The sequence below is a fragment of the Geomicrobium sp. JCM 19039 genome, assembly GCF_000698145.1.
Lineage (GTDB): Bacteria > Bacillota > Bacilli > Bacillales > Marinococcaceae > Geomicrobium_A.
The window spans coordinates 23613-47613 of record NZ_BAXB01000027.1; the positions used below are offsets into that span (position 1 = coordinate 23613).

Annotated in this window: 18 protein-coding genes and 6 pseudogenes; 15 read left to right on the plus strand and 9 right to left on the minus strand. The window is 43.5% G+C overall.

Annotated elements, in window-relative coordinates; all coding sequences use genetic code 11:
- Positions 1-55: 55 nt before the first annotated feature.
- A complete protein-coding gene (locus JCM19039_RS18425) occupies positions 56-1192 on the plus strand; it encodes a M20 family metallopeptidase (RefSeq protein WP_042429998.1) in 1137 nt (378 codons plus the stop codon).
- A gap of 1259 nt (positions 1193-2451) precedes the next feature.
- On the opposite strand, the gene JCM19039_RS18430 is transcribed toward JCM19039_RS18425, so the two are convergent.
- Both JCM19039_RS18430 and JCM19039_RS18435 read right to left on the minus strand, forming a co-directional pair.
- Entirely contained in the window at positions 2452-2778 is a 327-nt protein-coding gene (locus JCM19039_RS18430; protein ID WP_042430002.1) for a spore coat protein, read from the minus strand.
- Complete coding sequence (locus JCM19039_RS18435; RefSeq protein ID WP_373976062.1) at positions 2775-3035, minus strand: hypothetical protein; 261 nt, start codon at positions 3033-3035, stop codon at positions 2775-2777. The genes JCM19039_RS18430 and JCM19039_RS18435 overlap by 4 nt, the downstream gene beginning before the upstream one ends.
- A gap of 236 nt (positions 3036-3271) precedes the next feature.
- On the opposite strand from JCM19039_RS18435, the pseudogene JCM19039_RS18440 reads away from it, so the two are divergent.
- The 5 genes and pseudogenes from JCM19039_RS18440 (at position 3272) to gcvH (ending at position 9603) form a co-directional block, all read left to right on the plus strand.
- Positions 3272-5650, plus strand: a pseudogene (locus JCM19039_RS18440) (3-hydroxyacyl-CoA dehydrogenase/enoyl-CoA hydratase family protein).
- 13 nt (positions 5651-5663) lie between these two features.
- Positions 5664-6841: pseudogene (locus tag JCM19039_RS18445) on the plus strand (acetyl-CoA C-acetyltransferase).
- A 17-nt stretch (positions 6842-6858) separates the two neighbouring features.
- Positions 6859-8642, plus strand: a pseudogene (locus JCM19039_RS18450) (acyl-CoA dehydrogenase family protein).
- 136 nt (positions 8643-8778) lie between these two features.
- On the plus strand, positions 8779-9174 hold the full coding sequence (locus JCM19039_RS18455; protein WP_042430005.1) for an arsenate reductase family protein: 396 nt from the start codon (positions 8779-8781) through the stop codon (positions 9172-9174).
- A 44-nt stretch (positions 9175-9218) separates the two neighbouring features.
- A pseudogene (gene gcvH / locus JCM19039_RS18460) lies at positions 9219-9603 on the plus strand (glycine cleavage system protein GcvH).
- Positions 9604-9637: 34 nt separating this feature from the next.
- On the opposite strand, the gene JCM19039_RS24600 reads toward gcvH, so the two are convergent.
- Entirely contained in the window at positions 9638-9811 is a 174-nt protein-coding gene (locus tag JCM19039_RS24600; protein WP_193744290.1) for a hypothetical protein, read from the minus strand.
- Between the two features lie 220 nt (positions 9812-10031).
- Here JCM19039_RS24600 and JCM19039_RS18465 point away from each other — a divergent pair, with 220 nt between their 5' ends.
- Complete coding sequence (locus tag JCM19039_RS18465; protein ID WP_042430008.1) at positions 10032-10391, plus strand: hypothetical protein; 360 nt, start codon at positions 10032-10034, stop codon at positions 10389-10391.
- Positions 10388-11839, plus strand: a complete 1452-nt coding sequence (locus JCM19039_RS18470) for a hypothetical protein (protein WP_042430011.1) — start codon at positions 10388-10390, stop codon at positions 11837-11839. Before JCM19039_RS18465 ends, JCM19039_RS18470 begins: the two co-directional genes overlap by 4 nt.
- Before the next feature lie 287 nt (positions 11840-12126).
- Here the strand turns inward: JCM19039_RS18470 and JCM19039_RS18475 are convergent, their stop codons facing one another.
- On the minus strand, positions 12127-13515 hold the full coding sequence (locus JCM19039_RS18475; protein ID WP_042430014.1) for a YfcC family protein: 1389 nt from the start codon (positions 13513-13515) through the stop codon (positions 12127-12129).
- Between the two features lie 84 nt (positions 13516-13599).
- Here JCM19039_RS18475 and JCM19039_RS18480 point away from each other — a divergent pair, with 84 nt between their 5' ends.
- The 6 genes from JCM19039_RS18480 to JCM19039_RS18505 all read left to right on the plus strand — a co-directional run bounded on the left by JCM19039_RS18480 (position 13600) and on the right by JCM19039_RS18505 (position 18542).
- Positions 13600-14067, plus strand: coding sequence for a GNAT family N-acetyltransferase (locus tag JCM19039_RS18480; RefSeq protein ID WP_042430017.1), 468 nt, complete (start codon positions 13600-13602; stop codon positions 14065-14067).
- A 55-nt stretch (positions 14068-14122) separates the two neighbouring features.
- Positions 14123-14287: a hypothetical protein gene (locus JCM19039_RS24605; RefSeq protein WP_193744291.1), complete on the plus strand. Its 165-nt coding sequence runs from the start codon at positions 14123-14125 to the stop codon at positions 14285-14287.
- A gap of 900 nt (positions 14288-15187) precedes the next feature.
- Complete coding sequence (locus JCM19039_RS18490; protein ID WP_042430023.1) at positions 15188-15778, plus strand: cysteine hydrolase family protein; 591 nt, start codon at positions 15188-15190, stop codon at positions 15776-15778.
- Complete coding sequence (locus tag JCM19039_RS18495; protein WP_152550277.1) at positions 15729-16211, plus strand: NUDIX domain-containing protein; 483 nt, start codon at positions 15729-15731, stop codon at positions 16209-16211. The genes JCM19039_RS18490 and JCM19039_RS18495 overlap by 50 nt, the downstream gene beginning before the upstream one ends.
- 110 nt (positions 16212-16321) lie before the next feature.
- Positions 16322-17908 carry a flotillin family protein gene (locus JCM19039_RS18500; RefSeq protein WP_081834615.1) on the plus strand — a complete coding sequence of 529 codons (1587 nt, stop codon included), beginning with the start codon at positions 16322-16324 and terminating at the stop codon, positions 17906-17908.
- 76 nt (positions 17909-17984) lie between these two features.
- Complete coding sequence (locus JCM19039_RS18505; RefSeq protein WP_042430028.1) at positions 17985-18542, plus strand: nucleotidyltransferase family protein; 558 nt, start codon at positions 17985-17987, stop codon at positions 18540-18542.
- A 264-nt stretch (positions 18543-18806) separates the two neighbouring features.
- Here JCM19039_RS18505 and lsrB read toward each other — a convergent pair.
- The 5 genes and pseudogenes from lsrB to JCM19039_RS18525 form a co-directional block, all read right to left on the minus strand.
- Positions 18807-19858 (minus strand): annotated as a pseudogene (gene lsrB, locus JCM19039_RS18510) (autoinducer 2 ABC transporter substrate-binding protein LsrB).
- Positions 19855-20840: pseudogene (locus JCM19039_RS18515) on the minus strand (ABC transporter permease). Before JCM19039_RS18515 ends, lsrB begins: the two co-directional pseudogenes overlap by 4 nt.
- Before the next feature lie 5 nt (positions 20841-20845).
- Complete coding sequence (locus JCM19039_RS18520; protein WP_042430039.1) at positions 20846-21799, minus strand: ABC transporter permease; 954 nt, start codon at positions 21797-21799, stop codon at positions 20846-20848.
- Between the two features lie 53 nt (positions 21800-21852).
- The gene (locus JCM19039_RS25955; RefSeq protein WP_238545139.1) at positions 21853-22101 is read right to left on the minus strand and encodes a hypothetical protein; all 249 of its coding nucleotides are present in this window, start codon (positions 22099-22101) and stop codon (positions 21853-21855) included.
- 2 nt (positions 22102-22103) lie between these two features.
- Entirely contained in the window at positions 22104-23342 is a 1239-nt protein-coding gene (locus JCM19039_RS18525) for a sugar ABC transporter ATP-binding protein (protein ID WP_238545140.1), read from the minus strand.
- A gap of 202 nt (positions 23343-23544) precedes the next feature.
- Between JCM19039_RS18525 and JCM19039_RS18530 the strand changes: the two genes are divergently transcribed.
- Positions 23545-24001: sugar-binding domain-containing protein (locus JCM19039_RS18530; protein ID WP_304413215.1), on the plus strand; the 457-nt coding region annotated here is incomplete at its 3' end.

A 24001-nucleotide genomic window follows, 5' to 3' on the forward strand; every position in this document is an offset into this window, starting at 1 on the left:
ATTTAGAAAATTATAATATCGCAGTAAGGAAATCTTACATATGGAGTGATTTTACATGAAAGCGTATATTCATTCACAAATTGAATTGATGATTGAGCAGTTAGAAACACTTGTGAACATTGACAGCGGTTCCCATGACAAAGAAGGAATTGACCGTGTCGGTAATCTTTTACAAGACTGGTTTAGCGAACTAGGATACCGTATTGAAGTGTTTGACGATGAGCAATACGGAAATAGTTTTTTGCTCTCCTATCCTGACGCAACACCTGACGTATTACTACTTGCGCATATGGATACTGTGTTTGCGAAAGGGACGGTTGCTGCCCGGCCATTTGGCATTTCTGGAGACCGGGCCTATGGACCTGGAGTCATTGATATGAAAGGCAGCCATATTTCCATGTTGTATGCATTAAAAGCGTTACTTGAGCATGGGGGAGAACAGGCGGTTAAACATACACAAATTTTATTTACGAGTGACGAAGAAATTGGTGCGCCTTCTTCGAGAAATATTATTGAACGCGTAGCCGAAGGGAAAAAGGCTGTTCTTGTGATGGAGCCGGCTAGAAAGGATGGATCACTCGTGACATTTCGTCGCGGAGGAGGTCGCTTCGTTTTAAATATCAAAGGAATCGCTGCGCATTCAGGCATCAATCCTGAAGAAGGAAGCAGTGCGATTGAAGCATTGGCGAGAAAAACGACTGAGCTTCATGCACTTTCCGACCATGAGAACGGTGTGAGTGTGAATGTCGGTATCATTTCAGGGGGGACGACAGTCAATACAGTCGCCGAGCACGCCCATGCAGAAATTGATTTACGAATTTCGAGCGCCGAGCAAGGTCCCGTACTCACGGACCAAATAACAGCAATCTGTAATAAACAGTCTTTAGATGGAACGAAAGCGACGGTCACAGGTGGGATTGGTAGACCGCCGATGGAACGTAATGAAAAGACCGTTCAATTGTTAACGCTCATCCAACAAGCGGGTGAAGAGATCGGATTACAAGTAACCGAGGTAGGGACAGGCGGAAGTTCTGATGCTTCTTTTACGAGTGCGATGGGGATCCCGACGATTGATGGTATGGGACCTGTTGGTGGAGGGGCCCATAGTAGTGAAGAGTATTTAGAGCTACCTACCTTGCCCGAGCGAACACATTTACTCGCTGAAGTGCTGCTGCGGTTGGCGAAAAAATAAAAAGACTATAGTACTGACCATCACCTTGCTCAGTGCCCAGCATCGGTGATGGGGAGGGGCTTAAAAGGCAAATTGGAAGACGAATACGAATCATTTTGCTTGTTTAAGATCAAAAATTAGCGATTAACGATTCGATGATGAAATTAGGCACATTCACAACGCGCCATGTTGCCTGAATCCTTGTATAGAGCAGACTCGTTAGCTGCGGTTAACGATTAACTTATAAAGTGATAAGTTAGTTTTTTTCTGAGTTATGGACCTTTACACTCCGAGCGAATGGGTCTGGTTCCTAAGCTCATCAATTGGTACCAGATTCACTCAGATGTGACCGTTTTGTCTCTTTCTAATTTCAATCAATGGGTATCTCCTTCCAAACATCTGTTTATGGAACCAGAATCAGCACGTTAAAGAAGATAACCGACATTCTATATAAGTTACACGAAAGAAATGCACTGAACTATGACCGAGATCGGTCTTTACGGGCAACACGGAAAACGTTTGCCGAGGGGTAAAAAGTTGGGATCTAGGGTCACCACCTGGCGCAAGCATGTGATGGCCTGTCACGTATGTGACAATCCAGCCCTCAAACCGGGCACTTTCGGCCCTTAACGGTCACATATATCGCGATATGTGACCGTTGACTGCGTTTATGTGCGCATCCACGTTTAAAATAATGATTTTTCTTTCCCAAGTGTCGCATAAATGAATATATGGGGCATTTGGATTTCTTTCCACACCGTAACCAATTAACAGAAAAGTAAACTATGTCGCCCTTGTGCTCTGGAGTGTAAAGAAAACACGGTGGACGACTTTTCGCCACCGATGTTGCACTTATAGTCTGGACTGTAAAGAAAACACGGTGGCTGTCTTTTCGCCGCCGATGTTGCCCTTATACTCTGGAGTACAAGCATCCGCCTGCAGTGGAAAGCAACAACAAACTGCGCAATTAGGAAAATGTTACGCTCATTCTATATAGACAAACTTGCGCGCAGAACGCGTAAAATGGCACCCAGCACCGCGCTACCCTCCAACCCAACAACTAACAGCACAAATTAGGAAGGTCTTAAGTTCATTCTATATAGTTCCAAAGCGCTGTACATGTCCATCCTCAAAGCCCTATGATGATTTGTCAACTGATGGCCGGGTCGATATTGAATAGCTAATCAATAAATCAAACCATCCGTAGATGGTTTGATTTATTGTCGAAAAAGCCAGGTTCACCTAACCTGGGCTTTTTCGATGCTTATTCCGCTGGATGATTAATGAGCCATCCCGTTTCCTGGAAGTTGGTTCGTCATGCCGGCATATTCTTGATGTGCTTGTTGAATGGCTTGACCTGGTGCAGTATCCAACGCATACCAGCCATTGGCGAACATTTGATTGTAAAGGTTGCGTTGACACTCAATGGTATCGTTGCAAATTGAAGAAATCTCATCATATAACGCTTTATGACTCGCTTCTGTCATCGCCGTTGTGTAGGACGATCCCATATATTTTTCAGTTGTTAACATGTCCGTCATAAAATCTTTGTCATTCATCTCTTTTGAGTTCGGTACTTCTGTTTTTGGGTTTTGGATTTTTGTCATTGTGTACCTCCTTGGCTATTGAGATGTGGAAGTAAGCGTTGGTAATGTTTTTCGTGCATCCCAGCCACTTGTTCGAGTGTTTCTTTGATTTTTGGGTCCATCGCATGTTGAGCATAAAAGCGTGCTTTCTTCGCGGCAGTTAAGTTCCAGTTCAACATATCGGACAAATACAGTTGATCTTTCGTTGAAATCATTGCAGGGGGTTGACTTATCGTTTCGTTTTGTTGGTTCATCGGTTGTTGATTGTGAAGATCCATCTTAGCCCTCCTAAAGAAAATCTAATCAACGTTTAGCATCACCGATATTAAAAAGGTGTATGCGCTTTACGCTAAAATTTTTTAGTTGTCAGACGGTTGAAAATCTTATATAGTGTAGATAGATAATATATTCGCAATTTAATCAATTTCGACGGATGAAGAGCATTTACAATCGTGAGTGCTCTTGTATTAGCGAATATAATGAATGAGGATTCATTCAAAAAAGGAGGCCGAACATGACTATTCACATTAGACGTGCTGCTGTACTTGGTTCAGGCGTGATGGGATCAGGAATTGCTGCACATTTGGCAAATCAAGGCATATCCGTTCTTCTCTTGGATTTACCAGTAGAAGACGTAACGGATGAAGAACGAGCAAAAGGGCTATCGGCTGAACATGCACCCATTCGCAATAAGCGTGCGATAGAGGCGAAGAAACAGCTATTCAAACAAAAACCAGCACCACTGGCGTCAAAGGTAAATGCTCATCGCATTGAAGTTGGAAACTTAGAAGACGATTTAGAGAAACTATCCGATGTTGACTGGATTATTGAAGTGGTCGTTGAGAACTTACAAGTGAAACAACAATTGTTTGAAAAAGTAGAAGCACATACAAAGCCTGGGACGATTGTAAGTTCCAACACGTCGGGAATCTCTGTGAATGCGATGGTAGAAGGTCGTTCAGAGACGTTCCGCAAACATTTTCTTGGGACGCACTTCTTCAACCCACCGAGGTATTTGCATTTGCTGGAGATCATTCCAACGAAAGATACCGATCCTGAAGTACTCGCTTCTATGAAAGCGTTTGCTGAGGATGCCCTCGGTAAAGGTGTTGTGGAAGCGAAGGACACGCCGAACTTTATTGGAAACCGGATCGGGACGTACGGTCTACTCGTATCCGTCGAGCAGATGGTTAAAAACGGCTTGTCGATTACAGAAGTTGATTCGATCACTGGACCGTTAATTGGTCGTCCGAAGAGCGCCACCTTCCGCACACTTGATGTTGTTGGACTAGATACATTCCTTCATGTCGCAAAAAATGTGTACGATCAAGTGGATGGCGAAGAGAAAAACATCTTTGATCCACCGAACTTTATGAAAGAGATTGCTGAAAAAGGCTGGATCGGCAGTAAAGCAGGGCAAGGGTTTTATTTGAAGAAGGGGAAAGGAAAAGATAAGCAAATTCTTGAACTTGATCCTGAAACCCTCGAGTACCGAGAAGGTAAGAAACTAAAAGCACCATCCGTTGAAATGGCGAAACAAGCGAAAGGCAAAGCCGCGAAGATTCAAGCGCTTGCTTACGCTGATGATAAAGCAGGAACATTTACGTGGGAGACACTTAAAGCAAGCTCCTATATTCAGCAGAGAAAACTTCCGAGATTGCAAATGACATCGTCGCTGTTGACAATGCGATGAAATGGGGATTCGGATGGGATCTTGGACCGTTTGAAGTATGGGATGCACTCGGTGTAAGAAAGTCTGTTGAAAAGATGGAAGCCGACGGTGAGACCGTTCCTACTTGGGTAAAAGACATGCTTGAAAGCGGATACGAGTCGTTTTATAAAGCGGGTGCTTTCTATCATAACGGTACGTATGTGGATATTCCGAAAAGCGAAAAGGAAATCGACATTAGCGTTCACATTAAAAACGAAACAAACGTCATTAAGAAAAATGCCGGAGCGGTTCTCACTGACTTAGGGGATGGTATTGCCGGGCTAACGTTTACATCACCAAACAACTCGATTGGTCTAGACGTTATTCAGATGGTGGAGAAATCCATCGATGAAGTGGAAAAAAACTATAACGGCCTAGTCATCTCGAATAAAGGTAAAAACTTCTGTGTTGGTGCGAACTTAATGATGATGCTCATGGAAGCACAAGACTTTGCTTTCGATGAGTTGGATCTTGTTATTCGTAAGTTCCAACAGATGACAGCGAAAATTCGCTATAGCAGTAAACCAGTTGTAACCGCACCATTCCAAATGTCTCTAGGTGGTGGTGCAGAGATTTGTATGCCATCAGCAAGTATTCAAGCGTCTGCAGAGACGTATATGGGTCTTGTAGAAGTCGGTGTCGGTCTCATTCCAGGTGGGGGTGGGAACAAAGAACTCTACCTGCGTGAAATTGAAAACGTTCCTAAAGGTACAGAATTGCAACCGATTGCGAATAAGGTCTTTGAACGTATTGCAATGGCAAAAGTCGGAACGTCTGCGCAAGAATCAGCTGAAAATGGTTATTTAGGTGAGCGTGACGACATTATTGCCAACCACCGTCATTTGACGTGGAGCGCGAAAAGAAAAGCGATGGAGCTTTCCGAGAAAGGATATGCCCCACCGGTTCGCAAGCCAATACCAGTCGTTGGTGAAACCGGATATGCAACAATGCTTCTTGGAGCAAAAGCCTTAAACTGTCGGGGCAAATTAGCGACCATGACCTAAAGATCGCAGAGAAACTTGCATTTGTCCTTGCCGGAGGCGTGTGGCGAAACATAGTGAAGTTGATGAGCAGTACTTGCTTGATCTTGAGCGTGAAGCATTCCTTAGCTTAATTGCTGAGCCAAAAACACAAATGCGCATGCAACACATGCTGAAAACCGGAAAGCCATTACGTAACTAGAGGAGGGAAAGCTGTGAGAGAAGCAGTTATCGTATCAGGAGCGAGAACAGCAGTTGGAAAAGCAAAAAAAGGGACGCTCGCACAAATGCGCCCAGATGATTACGCGGCAGAAACCATTAAAGAAACATTAAAGCGAGCAGGTGACTTTGACGCAAGTGAAATTGAAGATGTAATTATCGGATGTGCCATGCCGGAAGCGGAGCAAGGCATGAACATGGCGCGGAACATTTCCGGTTTAGCAGGCCTTCCGAATACAGCTGGAGCCGTAACAGTAAACAGGTATTGTGCTTCTGGTTTGCAAAGCATCGCGTACGCAGGCGAGAAGATTATGCTAGGGCATGCAAACACCATTCTTGCAGGTGGGGCAGAATCCATGAGTCTCATCCCAATGGGTGGGCATGTCATCGCCCCAAATGCGAAGCTTGTAGAAAACGCACCGGAATATTATATGGGTATGGGTCATACAGCAGAACAGGTGGCACAGGAATTTGGTGTGAGCCGTGAAGACCAAGATGCTTTTGCTGTAGAAAGCCACAAGCGTGCAGCAGCAGCTATCCAAGAAGGACGTTTTAAAGATGAAATCGTACCAATTGAAGTGACTCACCGCACGGTGGACACTAAGCACAAACTTCAAGAAAAGATCGTTACATTCGATACGGATGAAGGGGTAAGAGAAGGCACGACGAGTGAAACATTAGGCAAGCTTCGCCCTGCGTTTAACGTTCAGGGAAGTGTAACCGCCGGGAACGCATCGCAAATGAGTGATGGTGCCGCATCCGTGCTCGTTATGGATCGTGAGAAAGCTGAAGCAGACGGCCTTAAGCTATGGTGAAGTTTCTAGGTATGGCCGTTGCCGGTGTAAGACCTGAAGTCATGGGAATCGGTCCGGTTGAAGCGATACCTAAAGTATTAAAGAACGTTGGATTAAAAAAAGAAGACATTGGGTTGTTTGAATTAAATGAAGCGTTCGCATCCCAAGCGCTACAAGTCATTCGCTCATTAGACCTTGATTACGACCGTGTAAATGTAAACGGCGGAGCGATTGCTCTTGGCCATCCACTAGGCTGCACAGGAACAAGACTGACGTTGTCACTAATTCATGAAATGAAACGTCGTAACGAACAGTACGGCATTGTGACGATGTGCATTGGTGGCGGCATGGGTGCTGCTGGCGTATTTGAACTACTATAATTTAGGGGGAAATGATCATGACAGAAACGCTAAAAACAAGCATTAAAGGCGGAGGATTTTTACTTGAAGATGTGGAAACAACGGATGTATTCACACCAGAAGACTTCACATCAGAACACAAAATGATTTCTAAAACTACTCAAGATTTCGTTTTGAATGAAGTGTACCCATCATTGACAATATTGAAAATCACGAATTTGATTATTCTGTGAAGCTATTGAAAAAAGCTGGAGAGCTAGGTTTACTTGGCGCTGACGTACCCGAGCAATACGAAGGTCTTGGCCTTGATAAAATCAGTTCTACACTCATTACGGAAAGCATGGCAGTCGCAGGTGGATTTGGCTTGAGCCACGGCGCACACGTAGGGATCGGTTCCCTTCCAATCGTATTCTTTGGAAATGAAGAGCAGAAGAAGAAGTACCTTCCGAAGCTTTCATCTGGTGAATTGATTGCGGCCTATGCACTTACAGAGCCGAGCTCAGGATCCGATGCACTTGGTGCAAAAACAACGGCTGTCCTAAATGATGAAGGCACGCACTACATTTTAAATGGTGAGAAGCAATGGATTACAAACTCTGCGTTTGCTGATGTGTTTGTCGTGTATGCACAAGTGGACGGTGATAAATTCACAGCATTTATCGTTGATCGTGACTATGACGGCGTATCGACAGGCGTTGAAGAAAAGAAGATGGGAATCAAAGGTTCATCAACAAGAACCCTTCTCCTTGAAGACGCGAAAGTGCCAAAAGAAAACTTGCTCGGAGATATTGGTCGCGGACACATCATTGCGTTTAACATTTTAAACGTAGGTCGTTACAAGTTAGGTGTCGGTTGTCTCGGTGGGGTGAAACGTACGATTGAGCTTGCAGCAACGTATGCGAATGAGCGTAAGCAATTCAAAACACCAATTGCTAAGTTCACAGCAATCCAAGAGAAGATCGGCTCGATGGCGACGAAATCATTCTCACTTGAAAGTTCCATCTATCGTACAGGTGGCTTGTTTGAAAAGAACCTTGGTGACCTAACCGACGAAGAGCAAGCAGATGGAGAGAAAGTAGCAAAAGCCATTGCAGAATATGCGATTGAGTGTTCATTGAACAAATTCTACGGTTCAGAAGTGTTGGATTACTGTGCAGATGAAGCTGTACAAATTCATGGTGGATACGGCTTTATGGCTGAATATGAAGTCGAGCGCATTTACCGTGACTCCAGAATTAACCGAATTTTTGAAGGTACGAATGAGATTAACCGTATGCTCGTCCCGGGTACACTCATCCGAAAAACGATGAAAGGTGAACTTCCGTTCCTAGATAAGGCCATGGGGCTGCAAGATGAACTTATGTCAATGATGCCTGAAGAGCCAGGCGATGCGCCATTAGAAAAAGAAAAGTATATGCTGCAAAACGCAAAGAAACTCGTCATCATGGGCGCTGGCGCTGCCGTTCAGAAATACGGCAAAGCACTTAACGACGAGCAAGAATTGCTATTAAATGTCGCAGACATGGTGAGCGAGATCTACAACATGGAAGCTGCCATTGCAAGAACAGAGAAAGCCATCGAGAAAAACGGCGCCGATAAAGAAACGATGAAACTACTTTATACAGAAGTTATCGTTGAAGAAGGCCTACAAAACATCGAAGCAGATGCGAAAGAGTCCCTTATTCATATGGAAGAAGGCGACACCCTCCGCACGATGCTATCTATGGTAAGAAAACTGACACGTCGCACACCGGCAAACCTTATTAAAACAAAACGTGAAATTGCCGAGCGCGTTCTACAAGAGAAAAAGTATATCGTTTAATGAAAGAGGGGGATCTTCCCCTCTTTTTATTTTTCCCTATTGATGAGGATAATCATTGATCGGCTGTATAAAACAGTAGGATTTTATCGTATAATGTAAGGGAATGTTCGTACACATGAAGGAGGAAACAAGCAACATGCTTACACTTTATAGTTATCCGCCGTGTGGAACGTGCAAAAAGGCGAAAAACTGGCTGGATGCAAACGAGATTTCGTATCAGGAACGACATATTGTTAACGACCCACCTACGCGCAAAGAGCTTCAAGAAATTAAAGCGCTGAGTGGTTTAGAGTGGAAAAAGTTGTTCAATACGAGTGGCAAGAAGTACCGTGAACTTGGGCTTAAGGACAAGCTTCCAGATGCAAGTGAGGACACCATTATTGATTGGCTAGCATCAGATGGCATGTTGATTAAGCGACCAATTGTCACGGATGGTCATGCTGCAACAGTAGGATTTAAAGAAGACGAATTTGAAAAGCATTGGAAGCAGTACTTGGGGAATGTATCACCTGATATACTAGGTAAGTGGTAAGGTTACTTATACAACGTTTAATTAAAAATGGGAGGTAGTACAAAATGGGATCACCAAAAGAACTCAAATATTCAAAAGAACACGAGTGGGTTAAAGAAGAAACGGGCAACTTGCGAATTGGCATTACTTCTTTTGCCCAAGATGAGCTAGGAGATATCGTATTTGTGGAATTGCCAGAAGTTGGCGATGAAATTGCTGTAAATGAACCGTTTGGCAGTGTTGAGTCCGTAAAAACAGTTTCAGAGCTTTATGCACCGGTTAGTGGTAAGGTCGTCGAAATCAATGAAGAGCTTGAAGATTCTCCAGAGCTCGTCAAACGATTCCCCTTATGAGAAAGCTTGGATGATCGTTGTAGAACCAACAGATCGCGCTCAGCTTGATGACCTTCTTTCAGCAGATGACTATGACGAACTCATCAATCAAGAGTAAATGAAAAAGGCTGCCCAAAGTGGCAGCCTTTTTGTTATACTGTACCGGTTGGTAACGTAGGCAACGTTGGAAGGGTAGGCACAGTAGGTGTTGTAGGGACGGTTGGCAACGTACCTGTTCCAACGATTCCAGGTCCGTTAATGAGGTTGTTGTTAATTTCAATGCCTGTGCAATTCCCATCATTGTCATAAAGGTAACGATACGACACAAGATGACCTCCTTTAGCTTGTGTTCCTACTACAATATTCGACACCAGATCTTGGTGCTTGTATGATTGCCCTGCTTGTTTTGCTGATCTTTACATAGAGGGAACACATCCTTATTTCGACATGTATTTCCCGGGAAATGATGGATGAAGAAATCTATTGAATCTTTTTCGTAGTTTTTTCGTAAGTATGAGTTAGGAAACGGTGTAGGAGGAACGAAAGATGATGTACATTTGGATTTTGATACTAGGTTTAACTACTGTGGAGCTAAACCCAGTGGCTTGGAAACATGGAATGAAACGAAACACGAAAGCATGGCTCGCGTTCCAAGCGTTACGTTATGTGTTTGGGCTAGTGCTTAGCTTTTATATTGTTTATTTTCAATTGCTTGATCTATCTTGGTCAGGAATTCTGAACACGTTTGGATTTGTTGTAGCGATTAATTTAATTTTGTCAGGATTGTTTTTAGGTGCTGCGCGTGTACCTAAAACAGTAAAGAAGCTCAGCTGCAGGCAAAGAAAGCAATTAAAAACGTACCGAGTGCAATTGGGGGAACGTTACTTGTCGGGCTTCTTTTCATGAATTTTGTGTTTCCATTTACAGTGACCGAACAACTCTCTGAACTAGGAGATATTGAGACGAGCAGCGAGCAGATCGAATCTGTTACTGAAGAAGCGGTAAGAGCAGTTCCGTATACATATGCTCGTTATAAATCAGAAATTGTATTCGGGAACATTGACAACTTTTCATTCTATGATCTTGGGGAATCAACGATACAAAAGATTAATGACGAACTGTACTGGGTGTCACCCATTGAGTATGCAAACTTGTGGAGATGGTGGCGAGCGGATAGTGCGCCAGGTTACATTATGGTGAGTGCTGAAGATCCTAATGCAGAGGCGCAACTTGTGAGTGATCATGAGATGACGTATGTGCCAAGTGCTTTCTTTGGAGACAATTTGGAGCGACATGTGCGACAAGCATATGAAGATGTCATTCTTGTAGGTTATTCTTTTGAGCCTGATGATGATGGTCATCCATACTATGCTTATTCTTATGCGTATTACGACTATTACCGAACCGGGCCTCGTGCAGACGGTGTGATTGTCATTGATGCGGTCACTGGTGAGATGGAGAAATTTGCACTCGGCGACCAACCTGACTTTATTGACAATGCTATTGATTATCGCCTTGCTCTTCAATATGCCGATTGGTTTGGCCGATATAGCAATGGACTGTTGAACGCTTGGTTTGCAAAAGAAGGGGTGCACGAACCGACGAGTAATGAAGAGATGATTGGCGTGCTCGGACCAGACGATGAGATGTATTGGATGATTGACCATATGCGTCCGAATCAAGATTCAAACACGATGGTCGGCTTTACAATGGTCAATGCACAAACAGGTGAAGCAACGTATTACACCGGATCCTCAGGTCTTTTAAATGCAAGAGGAGCGCGAGAAGTCGTGAACAAATCATTTGTGCGTGAACAATGGAGCGGAACCCAACCGGTGTTATATTCGGTGTATGATCATTACACGTGGGTCGTCCCGGTCGTCGACCAAAATGGTCTCATGAGAGAAATGGCGATGGTTCATGCTGAAACGGGTAATATTGCGTACGCATCCTCTCGCGAAGAGGCATTTAATGAGTATCGTCAGCTTCTAGCTTCTAGTCTCGGCGCGGATGACTATGTTCCGACTGATATCTATGATGAGGAAACCGTAGAGGGCGAGATCTATCGCATTAGTGATACGTTCAACAACCAGTACATCCAAGCGCTCATGACCGGGGAGACGAGAGTGCTCGAATTTGATATTACCAGTGTATCCGATGCCGTCTTCATCCAAGAAGGTGATGAGATTGAAGCGACGGTTATTGATACAGATGAAAACATTTTGCAAGTAATTGATTTTAACAACCTAACCATCGACGATAATTTTGGAGAGATTGAAGAGTTTATTATAGATGAAGAAGATCTCGAAGAAGATTCGCCAGCAGAAAACGAAGAAGATGTCACGGAAGAATAGCATAACGCAAAAAGCGTACCGAGTTAGGTACGCTTTTCGCAGTATGTTCAGGCTACGCATGGACACTTTTTAACACAAGCGAACGTCCATCGTTTGATTTTTCCTCGAAACCGGCAGGGTTCTACGGTGGCACAGGAACTAAGCACATGGCTACACCGATGATTCGATCTGTTTTGTTAGCCTCTATGCCCGAGGAGCAAATGCTCAATAATGAGCCGGTCTCTAGGAGAGAAGGCACAAGTAAATTTACAATCGGATACGAATGTGGTTGAAGCTGCAACGATTTACTAGAACGGTCCGTATCCAAACCAGGCGGCAAACATGACAGCGATGACTGCGATTGTAAGTTGAATCAAGATAAAAGGCCAAATGAAACGAACCCATTTTGTCCACGGGATTCCTGCAAGTGCGAGTGCTGCCATGAAATACCCTGATGTCGGAAGAATAATGTTACCGATACCGTCAGCTAATGTAAAGGCAAGTACAGTCGTTTGCCTCGTGATGCCAAGCAAATCTGCAAGTGGGATCATAATTGGCATCGTGAGTGCTGCTTGACCGCTGCCTGACGGAATGAAAAAGTTAATGGCTCCTTGGATGAAAATCATCCCAACAGCATTTAATTCGGCAGGGATATTCTCCAAAAAACCAACGGCATAATAGAGCATCGTATCAATCGTGTTACCGTCTTCTAGAACAACTAAGATGGCACGAGCAAAACCGACGATGAGCGCACCAGCAAGTACACCAGATGCACCTTTTAGAAAGCTATCAACAACGTTGTGCACACCTAAGCGGGCAACAATGCCAATGATGACTCCGAGCAATAAGAACAATGATGCGATTTCAGTAATAAACCACTCAAATTGAATGACACCGAAAGCAAGAACAATAAAGTTTACACCAAACAGTCCTAATACAACTTTATGTGTACCGGTTAATGACTTTTCTGTTTTCATCTCACCCAGTTCGGTATTACCAGCATAATTGCCGTAATATCCGAGTTCAGGATTTCTTTTTACTTTCATTGCATACCGATAAACAAAGATGACGGCAATCGTATACATTAAAATGAAGAGAATGAGACGAAGCCACATGCCAGAATAAATATCTAACTCCGCAATTCCTTGAGCAACACCGACGTTAAATGGATTCATAATCGCGGTTGTAAATCCTATCGAACTACCAATCAGAACGATCGCAGTTCCTGTGATTGCGTCAAAACGTAATGCAAGGGCAAGTGGAATAAGAATGGGGATATATGCCAATGTTTCTTCGGCGAGACCCATAAGTGTTCCTCCAAGGGCGAAGATAAGCATCGTTATGGGGATAAACCACTTCTCTTGATTCACTAGTCTAAAAGAAGCGACGGTAACGAGTCGGTCAATGGCGCCTGTACGATTCAAGATCCCAAACGTACCGCCGATAATTAATATAAAGAAAATAATATCTGAGGCCTCGACGAGACCGGTATGTATAGAGGTGAAAATCTGAAACGGATGTACTGGATTTGATTCTACTTCGGTGTATGAACCAGGGTCTACCACTTCTCGACCATCCTGCTCTACTCTTTCATAGCTACCTGCTGGAATCAAGTAAGTCAGAATAGTTGCAAAAATAATCACGCCAAAAATTAAGGCGAAAACATTCATTCCCCGGTTATTTTTCTGTTCGGACATTTCTCATCCCCCTATTGTTGTATTTCATTATCGTATAGAATGATGGTCATAAACGCAAACCATTTCTTAGGAGGAACGACTGGAATGCAGACGATTCATGCCACACGAAACGACGCCGATATGATATGTACACTTATGCATGAAGCATTTGCTGAGTATAGAAACGCCACCCCACCATCAAGCGCTCTAAAAGAAACACCAGATACAATTGCTGAAGGATTTGATGCTGGAGAACAAGCCATAATTGCGTTTAAGAGTGGACAAGCTGTTGGAGTGATCCGTTTTCGGGAATTAGAGGATCATATCTATTTCTATCGCTTGTCAGTCCCCCCTAGTCATCAAGGAAAAGGTGTTGCCAAACAGCTAATCCATGCACTTGAAACGTATACACAGTCGGTCGGCTATGGAGAAATTCGCTGTCGAGTTCGAGCTTCTGTTTCTCGCAACATGCACTTGTACGAAAAGCTCCACTATGTAACAAAGAAAATTGAAGCTAAAGAAGTGAATCATCGCACCATTGACGTTGCAACCCTTTCTAAAAGTTTAGTATAGCTTTGCTCACTTCGCATAAACTAGCCTTTAATTCATTTAAAGGAGGATAAACTGTATGAATGATAAGAAAAGAGAAGATCATAAAGATCGACCAAAAGAAGTGCAGTACGAAACCGAACATCCAGGGCATGAAGAAGTAAAAATGAACGACCAAGTACACCGAACACAAGAAAACAGTCGTTTAAACGAATACATGAGCGCAGAGGATATCGAGGAATAAATCTAAAGCCTAGCCGCCCATTTATAAGACAAAAAGTGTATGACCCATAGCTGGTCATCCACTTTTTTTCCTATCCATTTATGGTGTAGCGCGGATCTCTATTTTTTGATCGTCGCCGTTACGTCCTGAACTAGATAGAATGAACTTAAGACTTTCCTGATTTGCGCTGTTGAGTGTTGGGTTGGAGGGGTAGCGCGGTGTCTGGTGCCATTTTGTTCCAACTGGAGCGCAGATTCAATGCCCATAAGCGAGCACCCTGTCGGCCCCAGCAGGCCGAATCCAAATCGGACTCGATTCGGCGCGGTTCGCGCAGCATGTTGGTACTTCAGGGCGAGGGTGTACACATGACCCGGTGATCTGTTACCGAGTTTGCTCATTCTGTTACCTAGTTTATGAAAATATATCGCTTTTCTTGTGATTTTCCCCAACTTGAGAACAGTTCGGTCGAAACTCGAGCACAGTTTCCACTTTCCCAAGTTTACCATTGGTTCTTGAAGAAATTCTTTCGTTCAACTTATTTAGATCGCCCAGTTTTTGATAAAGAGAGGTGATCTGGAGCGATCTAGATCACCAATCCCCTAGAAATTCCCCAAAATGAGTGACCGTCACCACCACCGGAGCTGAAACTCGTGAAAAACGATCTAGATCGTTTCGGGGGTGATCAAGATCGCTGAATTCCATTGTATGTAATATTATTAAGTCGCGTATGTGTGGTTTTAAAGTGAAACGAAATGGAAGTAAGTATATTCCCTGCACAATGACGTGTCGAACGTGTTTCGTGTTAACTCCGAATATACGCTAGCAGATTGTACCTCTACTTCGTCTGTCCACTGGATTTTTCAGGATGGTATGTTATATTCAAATTTATACGTACATAGGTTGAACGGGGGAGGCGAAGACATGATAACGAAAAATGATGTATTGCTTCTAATTGATATTCAGAAAGGGTTTCACAACCCGAAGCTGGGAACACCTCACGATTTGGGTGCTATTGAAAATATGAGAGGTTTACTGAAGCTATGGCGAAAGAACAAAAGCCGTGTGATTCATATCCAACATACTCCAAAAGAACGAACGTCTTTATTTCACTCGAGTAAAGAAGGGCACGACTTTATGGATGGATTTGTCCCGGAAAATGATGAAATTTGCATTCAGAAGCCGACGAACAGTGCGTTTATCGGCACTGATCTTGAACAGGTGCTCAACGATAACCATGCGGAAAGGGTGTATGTGATTGGACTAACGACCCCTCATTGCGTTTCAACGACGGTGCGCATGAGTGGGAATTTGGGCTTTTCAACGGTGATTATTGAAGATGCGACGGTTTCTTTTCCAATCGGAGAGTATGATGGGGAAACGGTTCAAAAGCTAACGATCGCTACACTTAAAGATGAATTTGCGAGTGTAAAAACAACTGAACAAATCAAGGAGTTGTTTATGATTGAAAACGAGACAGATGGCCGTCGCCCTCATCAACAATCAACAAGATGAATACTTATTTCTCAATAAAAGGAATGACCACGACTTTCTTGCCGGTTTCTATGTGCCGATCGGCGGTCATATTCGGCCCGAAGAGCTGATAAACGTGAAACAGGCGTGCCTTCGTGAAGTATATGAAGAAACTGGTTTGGAGCAAAAAGATTTACACGATATAAAATACAAATATTTGCTCGTCCGGCACGTTGATGATGAAATCCGTTTGCAATATGTTTTTACGATGTCGACGAGTGCGATTCCAACATCGAGTGAGGAAGGCGATCTTTACTGGCTCACTTCTGAGCAATTACTAACACGACGCGTGACGCCTCCGGTTAAAGCAATGGTCGAGCATTTTGAACGCGGTGGCAAGGAGACGAACGACATGTTTGTTGGTACGCTAGGAACTGGCGGGTTGATGCAGTGGTCGACATTAATTGATTGTTGAATGTTGTCAAATGACATGGAAATTCGATACAATTGGTAAGAGTTTTCAGTAATTGCGAAACCTTGCAGTAGAAAAGTACGTAATAAGAATAAAAAAGGAAGGTGATTATTTTGGACATCGTATTTATTTTCATTATTTTAGGTGTTGTCGCTGCACTTGTCCTAATCTTTGGACTTATCGGTTTTATCTATGTGAAGAGACGTTATAAAACAGCGACGTCCAATGAAGCACTTATTATTACAGGTCCGAATTTAGGTGACCCAGAAAAGGACAACCGCATTTTCCAAGACGATAATGGAAGAAGTATGAAGATTATTCGTGGTGGTGGGCAACGTTTAAAGTTTTTCCAAACGAGTACACCTGTTGATTTAAATTCATTTCAAATTAAACTCACGACACCAAAAGTGTACACTAGCCAAGGAGTACCTGTTGTTGCAGATGCGATTGCTTCCGTAAAGATTGCAGATTCTCTTCACGGTATTGCAAACTATGCAGAACAATTTCTCGGTAAGAAAGAAGGAGAAATTGAGCAAGAAGTTTCAAAAGTACTCGGTACGAACCTTCGTGCGATTTTATCAAAGCTCTCAGTTGAAGCGATTAACAATGATCGTGAATCTTTCTCTCATCAAGTTCAAGACATCGCTCAAGTTGAGCTCGATAACATGGGTTTTACGATTACATCATTCGGCCTTGATGATTTACGTGACGCCGATGAAGAGAACGGATACTTAGAAAATCTCGGTCGTCCGCGCATTGCTGAAATTCGTAAGAAAGCGGACATGGCAGAGTCAGATGCAGAAAAAGAAACGAGAATGTACAAAGCGAAAAACGATCAAGAAGCGAAAGAAGAAGAAAATACACGTGCGACGACCATTGCTGAATCACAAAAGAACAAAGACATTAAAGATGCAACATTTAAACAAGAAACCGAACGTGCGCGAGCGCAATCTGAGCAAGCGTACCAGTTAGAACAAGCTCGATTAAATCAAGAAGTGACAGAAGAAGAAATGCAAGTGCAATATATCGAACGCCAACGCCAAGTTTCGCTTGAAGAAGAGGAACAAAAGCGACGAAAGGCGCAAGCGGATGCGAATGCATATGACATTAAAGCCAAAGCTGAAGCAGAAGCCGACAAAGCAAGAATTGACGGTGAAGCAGAAGCCTCCATTCAACGTGCCGAAGGTTTGGCCCAAGCGGAAGTCATCCGTGAGAAAGGTCGCGCCGAAGCCGAAGCGAAAGAGCTTATGGCCGAAGCAATGGAGAAGTACGGGGAAGCCGCTATAATGGAAATGATGATTCGCTCGCTACCAGACATTGCAAAAGAAGTTGCTGCCCCACTTAGCAAAATTGACGGCTACAAAGTCATTGATATGGGTGGCTCCGACTCCAAAGGTGGTGCTCATAAAATTGCCGGCAATGTAACGCAAACGATGCTCGGTGTGCAGGAAAGTTTGAAAGAAGCAACGGGAATGGACTTAAAAGAGATGCTCGAAAGTTTCGTTGCTCGTGGCAATTCTAGCGTAGGCAATACCGTGCGTGAAGGCCAACCTCAGTTTGCTGCTGCTAAAGACGAAACTGCGGCAGAAGCCGATGCGAAAGCAGAAGAGTCGTCCGAACCGGAAGCGTCAGAAGACACGTATTCCACATCAGCAGAAGAAAACCTTGAATCCCTTTATGACCGTGACAAAAACGACTAGAAAGTCTCATGCCCGTGTTGAGGTTTGTTCTTAACACGGGCATTGTTATGAGCTTTCGAGAATGGAGAAATGTGTAATGAAGAAAGAGGATATTGAACAACTTATTAGTCAAGATGAATATATGGTGAAATGTTTACGCACAGTCCGAAAGCTAAACTTACCTGATTGTTGGATCAGTGCAGGCTTTGTTCGAGCAAAAGTGTGGGATCGTTTGCACCAATTCACAAAAAGAACAGAGACGGATGATGTGGATGTTATTTATTATGATCCCGATCACGTCACGGAGTCGTTTGAAAAGCAGATCGAACAGAAACTGCACGCCGCCTGTCCGGATGTCCCTTGGTCTGTCAAAAACCAAGCGCGTATGCATACGCTTAACGGTACAGACCCGTATGAATCATCGTTCGATGCTGTCAGCCAATATCCTGAAACCGCTACTGCCGTTATGGTAAGAATGACAAATGATGGCGCAATTGAGGTCGCTGCTCCTCATGGCATCTCTGATTTGGTCAACTGTGTAATAAAACCGACACCGATGGCAAAAGAACACCCCAGTGTGCAGTCGGCTTATAATCATCGGGTCAAACATAAACAATGGGACAAGCGTTGGCCACAAGTGCGAATAGAAAGGTAAGAGTCGACGAGGTTAATCATGGAATATATGAATGAATTTTTATAACTTGACTTCGGTACCCTTCTCTCGAAACGCTCGTACCCATTTCTCAATGAGCTCCTATGTTTCTTCGCCACATGTTAATACCCGTCGACGCCGACTAGATATTTTCGGGCGACGATCTCTTTCAGTTCATTACTATATTTAGCCATAAAAACACCCCAAAAGTAAGATTTAGCTCTAACTTTTGGGGTGCGGCTCCACACAGGTCTTTTTTCGTCTTATTTAATAATCATACTCGTCAATATTCTCTTTCGTAAAGATGACTCGCTCTGGCAAAAGAATAATGCCACTGTCATCGGCTTCATACTCATAGCCTTGTACGGCGTTTGACTCAATGGTGACTTCTCCGATATCAGGAACTTCAAAGCTGTCCCCGACACTCAACTCCTCTCCTTCTGCAGTCATCAGATAAGCTGTGTAAGCAGCAATCGCACCTTGCTGCTGAACATCCCAAAGTCCAAACTGTTCTACTGTACCGTTTTCAATATAATCCCGCATCACATTCGGTGTGGAGAAGCCAGTAATCACGACGTCTCCGTCGCGTCCGAGGTTTTCTGCTGCTTGTGCCATCGCCGGAAGAGCCGTGGCGTCAGGCGCTAGGACAGCGTCCAAATCAGGATATGTTTGTAGAATACTTTCACCAACATTTAAAGAGTTTTGCGCATCGGATTCTCCGTATTGAGTCGTGACGATTTCCCAGCCAGGGTGTTCTTCTTCAATATAAGCCGTTGCGGCCTCAACCCATTGGTTTTGGTCGGTCACAGTTGGACTTGCATAGAACAAAGCGATTTCAGCCTCATCAGTATCAATTTGCTCTGCAGCCATATCTACGAGCATCGTTCCTAATTGCTCCGGTGTTCCTTGGTTAATATAAAACGATCGATTTTCCGGATTCACATCGGAATCCCAAGTGAGCACCTTGACCCCTTGATTACGCGCACGATCAAGCGCTTGGTTCAATCCATCCGCAGACACGGATGAAACAATAATTGCGTCAAACCCTTGGTTGATGAAGTTATTTATATATTTCACTTGTTCACTGACAGAGGCTTCACTGGAACCGTCATAACGAACGTCGACGCCAAGGGCATTCCCCATCTCTTCGGCCCCCTTGCTCCAGCTGTAAAGAACCCGACACCGGTTTGTTTAGGAATGAATGCAATGGATACATCTTCCGCGCTTTCTACATCACTTTCCGCACCTTCCTGCTCACCACAAGCAGCAAGCAACAACATCGAAAGCATGACTGACATCCCAAGTTTTCTCACATTCATCGTATTTCCCCCTCAATTTTCTCCTTTTTACGGCGGTACAATTTGTGAAGATTGGATTGCCGCATAAATACAGCGAGTACCAATATGAATCCCACAATGAGTGTCGTCTGTTCTCCAGACATTCCGGACATTTGCAAGCCATAATTCATAAATCCGACAATGAGGCTGGCAAGCATCGTTCCTAGTACTGTTCCCCGTCCTCCTAATATACTTGTTCCGCCTAGAACGACGGCAGTAATAACGGGTAAGATCGCATCCGAGCCAAGATCTGAACGAGCTGAACTGAAGTAAGACGTTAGAATAACTCCGCTAATTCCACCCCCTAACCCGGCAATCATGTATGTGCTCATCATCGTCCACTTCGATTTAATGCCGCTGTAGATTGCGGCCTGTTTATTAATTCCTACTAAAAATACATGCCTGCCGTATTTCGTGTAATGAAGCAAAAAGCCAAAAACAACAAAAGAAGCAGCGATGAAATACAATTGGTTCGGAATGCCGAATGTAATCCCATTTGCAATTTGGACGAAAGCATCCGGAAAACCGCTAATTCCTTCGTATCCGCTCGTACTGGCATGACCTGACAGCACAAGAGCAATCCCCGAGTAGAGAAACATCGTACCTAAAGTGACAACTAACGCTTGCACTTTGATTAAAGCAACAATCATGCCGTTGAGTAAGCCGGCGATCGAACAAATGAACAAGGTAAGGAAAACCGCAAGCCATAGATCAACTCCATTCACCCATAGCACACCAATAAGAATGATGATAGTCCAATCATTGAACCTACAGATACATCAATGCCACCGGTGACAATGACAAACGTCATCGGAATAGCTGCAAGCGCAATAAAAGCAAAATCGTTGATGCTGAACATTAAGTTAGTTACATTTAAAAACCCGGGCGTAATTAAACCGAAAATTAGGATCTCCAACAGGAGAAATATGAACAAAAACAATTCCCAGCGAAGTAGTTTTTTAATAACTTTCATTCAGAATTCACCCCCTGTTTAAGGGAGGGAGATGGTTTGGGCACTCGTTTTTTTGCCCGTTGTCTTATAAAAGTTTGGAACTTCGTATCAGCGATGACAATAATGAGCAACAACAATCCTGAAATTGCATTTGTCCAATAGGCAGGAATCATCAAGTAAACGAGTGATTGATTAATAATAGTGAAAAATACCGCTCCTAGTGCCGCACCGACGACCGAACCGACGCCGCCTGTTAAGCTAACGCCACCTAACACAGCTGCTGCAATGACCTGAAGCTCTAAACCGCTGCCTGCTGTGTTTGGCACAAACCCAATATTCATGACGAAAATAAGGCCTGCAATGGAGGCAGAAACACTTGAAATCATAAATGCGATCAGCGTTACTCTTCGTACCGGTAAGCCAACTGACTTCGCTCCTTCGGCGTTATCTCCTACAGCATAAAAGTAGCGCCCTCGTTTCGTTTTGGTGAGTAGCAAGTAACTGATGAGTAGAATGGCTAAAGCGACCCATACGGGAAGTGGGAGGGTCATAAGTTCCACTCGGGCAAGTTGTTTATAACTATTCGGTATACCGTCAATCCACATCCCTTCTGTGTAAAGAAGCATTGCCCCCCTCGCCATTCCGAGCATCCCTAGTGTCATAATGATGGCTGGAATTTTTAAAAATGAAACGCCAATACCATTCAGCAAACCGATGGTTGCTCCGACTGCGATTACAGTAAGAAAGACAATCCATGTGCTGACGCCTTGCATGAGAAGCGTTCCACAAACAGCAGCTGACAGTCCCATGGTAGACCCAACCGACACATCTATGTTGGATGTGATGAGCACGAATGACTGACCAATCGCCATAATGAACAAGATAATACTGGCACTTAAAAGCAAACTCATCGAGTTAAGTTGTAAGAAATCATCGTTTACAGTGCCGACGAACAAGACAAAAATCACCATAAAGCAGACGATGGAGAGTTCGCGTCTTTGCAGAAGGTAGAGGAGGAATGTTTTCACATTTTCTCCTCCCTGCTTACGCCAAATGCTGCCGAAGTAATCGTATCAATGGAAATATCATGATTTTTTATTTCTTCAATAAGAACACCTTCGTGCATGACAAGAACACGATCGCTAAGTGAGACAATTTCTTCAATATCAGAAGAAATGAGTAAGACCGATAACCCCTCTTGTTTAAGATCCGAAATGAGCGCATAAATATCATCACGGGCATGAGCATCAATGCCTCTTGTCGGCTCATCCAAAATTAATACTTGAGGGATAACGCCAAATATTTACCGAGCACCACTTTTTGCTGGTTACCACCAGATAATTGCTGAACACGTTGCAAGGCATGTTCTGTTTTGATTTTAAGCTTGTCAATATAGTGCAGTCCCGATAACCGTTCTTTTCTTTTAGATATTAAAAATCGTGACAGCTGGTGAAGTTGGGCAGCATTCAGGTTTGATTGAACCGATTGAATAGAAAAAATTCCGTTTTTGTGACGATCCTCTGGTATATATACCATGCCTTCATTCATGCGTTTGCGAACCGACAGACGATTCATTTTTCGCTTATGAAATTGAATCGTTCCTTCCTTTACAGAAGTGATGCCAATCAGCGCTTCTGCCAATTCGGTGCGTCCGGCCCCGACGATACCGGCAAGACCGAGCACTTCTCCTTTAGATAAAGAAAAACTAATGTTATGAAAAGATTCATTGGATAGGTTTTGTACGTCTAAGATCCGATCTTCATTCTTAGGTGTCGTCTTCTGTGCAGGAGCATTGGAAAGCCCCATGCTCTGTTTCGCCGTAAGAGCATCTAATAGATCGGTATACTCAAAATCCCTTACCGGTCCTTTTAATGAGACCTTCCCGTCACGTAGTACAGCGACTGTATGAGCAATCTTAAAAATTTCAGAGAAGCGATGGGTAATGTATATAATACCGATGCCTTGCGTATTTAATTGTTTCATCGTTTCAAACAGCATACGCGTCTCATGAAACGTTAAGGTGGACGTCGGCTCATCTAATATTAATAATTTCGCTTTGCGAACTAATCCTCTTGTAACTTCAACGAGTTGTTGTTCTGCAATTGATAGCTCGATCGCTGTTTGTTGAAGATTAAAATCCCAACCGACATTTTTGATTACCTCACGGACATTCTTCTGAAGCGTCTTCTGGTGACCTTGAATGCCAATGGTGATATTTTCTTCTACTGTTAAATTTGGAAAGATCAAAGGTTCCTGTGGAACGAGATGAACGCCGTGCCTGTGAGCTTCATTAGGGCTTGAAAACGTGACAGGCACCTGGTTCATACGAATTTCACCGTGATCACTGTTCTCAAGTCCGCTAATGATTTTCATAAGTGTAGACTTTCCTGCACCGTTTCCTCCAATGAGAGCGAAGGTTTCCCCGTGGTGTATGTGTAACGTCACTCCTTTAAGAACTTTATGCTTTGAAAATGCCTTGTGCATATTCTCAACTTCTAGTAAAACATCCCTCACAATCCTCACTCCCTCCAACCTAATGAGTAAGCGTTTACATAATTTCGTCGCGATCAAAACTGTTAATCTCCGAATCAATATTTATTGTATTTAGTAACAATTAATCATATGACAAAACTTATAATTACTTTTTTATACAGGTGATAATCCAAATCCATTTAACATATGATCACTGCAAGTGCATATGTTGAAAGGGGTGGGAGTGATACCTCAGGAGATCTACTCGAATAGTAACCTTACGAAGGTAGCTTGGTATTACTACAAAGAGAACGTCACACAGAGTGATATTGCCAATTACATGGGTTTGTCGAGAAACCAAGTGGTAAGAATGTTGGAACGTGCCCGAGCAGAAGGGTTTGTTGAGTTCCAGATTCATGGCGTTGAATCAAACAGTATGAAATTGAAGGAAGAGTTAGTCCGAATATACGATCTGCAAGATGCCGTCATCGTTCCATCTCCCATGAATAAAGAGAATCAACGTGTAACGTTAGCAAAAGCGGCTGCACAATATCTTCAATCTCGCATTGAAGATAATGACTTGATTGGTGTGGGATGGGGAGAAACGATTTCTTTAACTATTGATGATTTGTCCATTCAAGAAGAGAAATGCTTCGGTTGTGACACTTACCGCGGAGTAAATCACTATTATCAGTATCAAC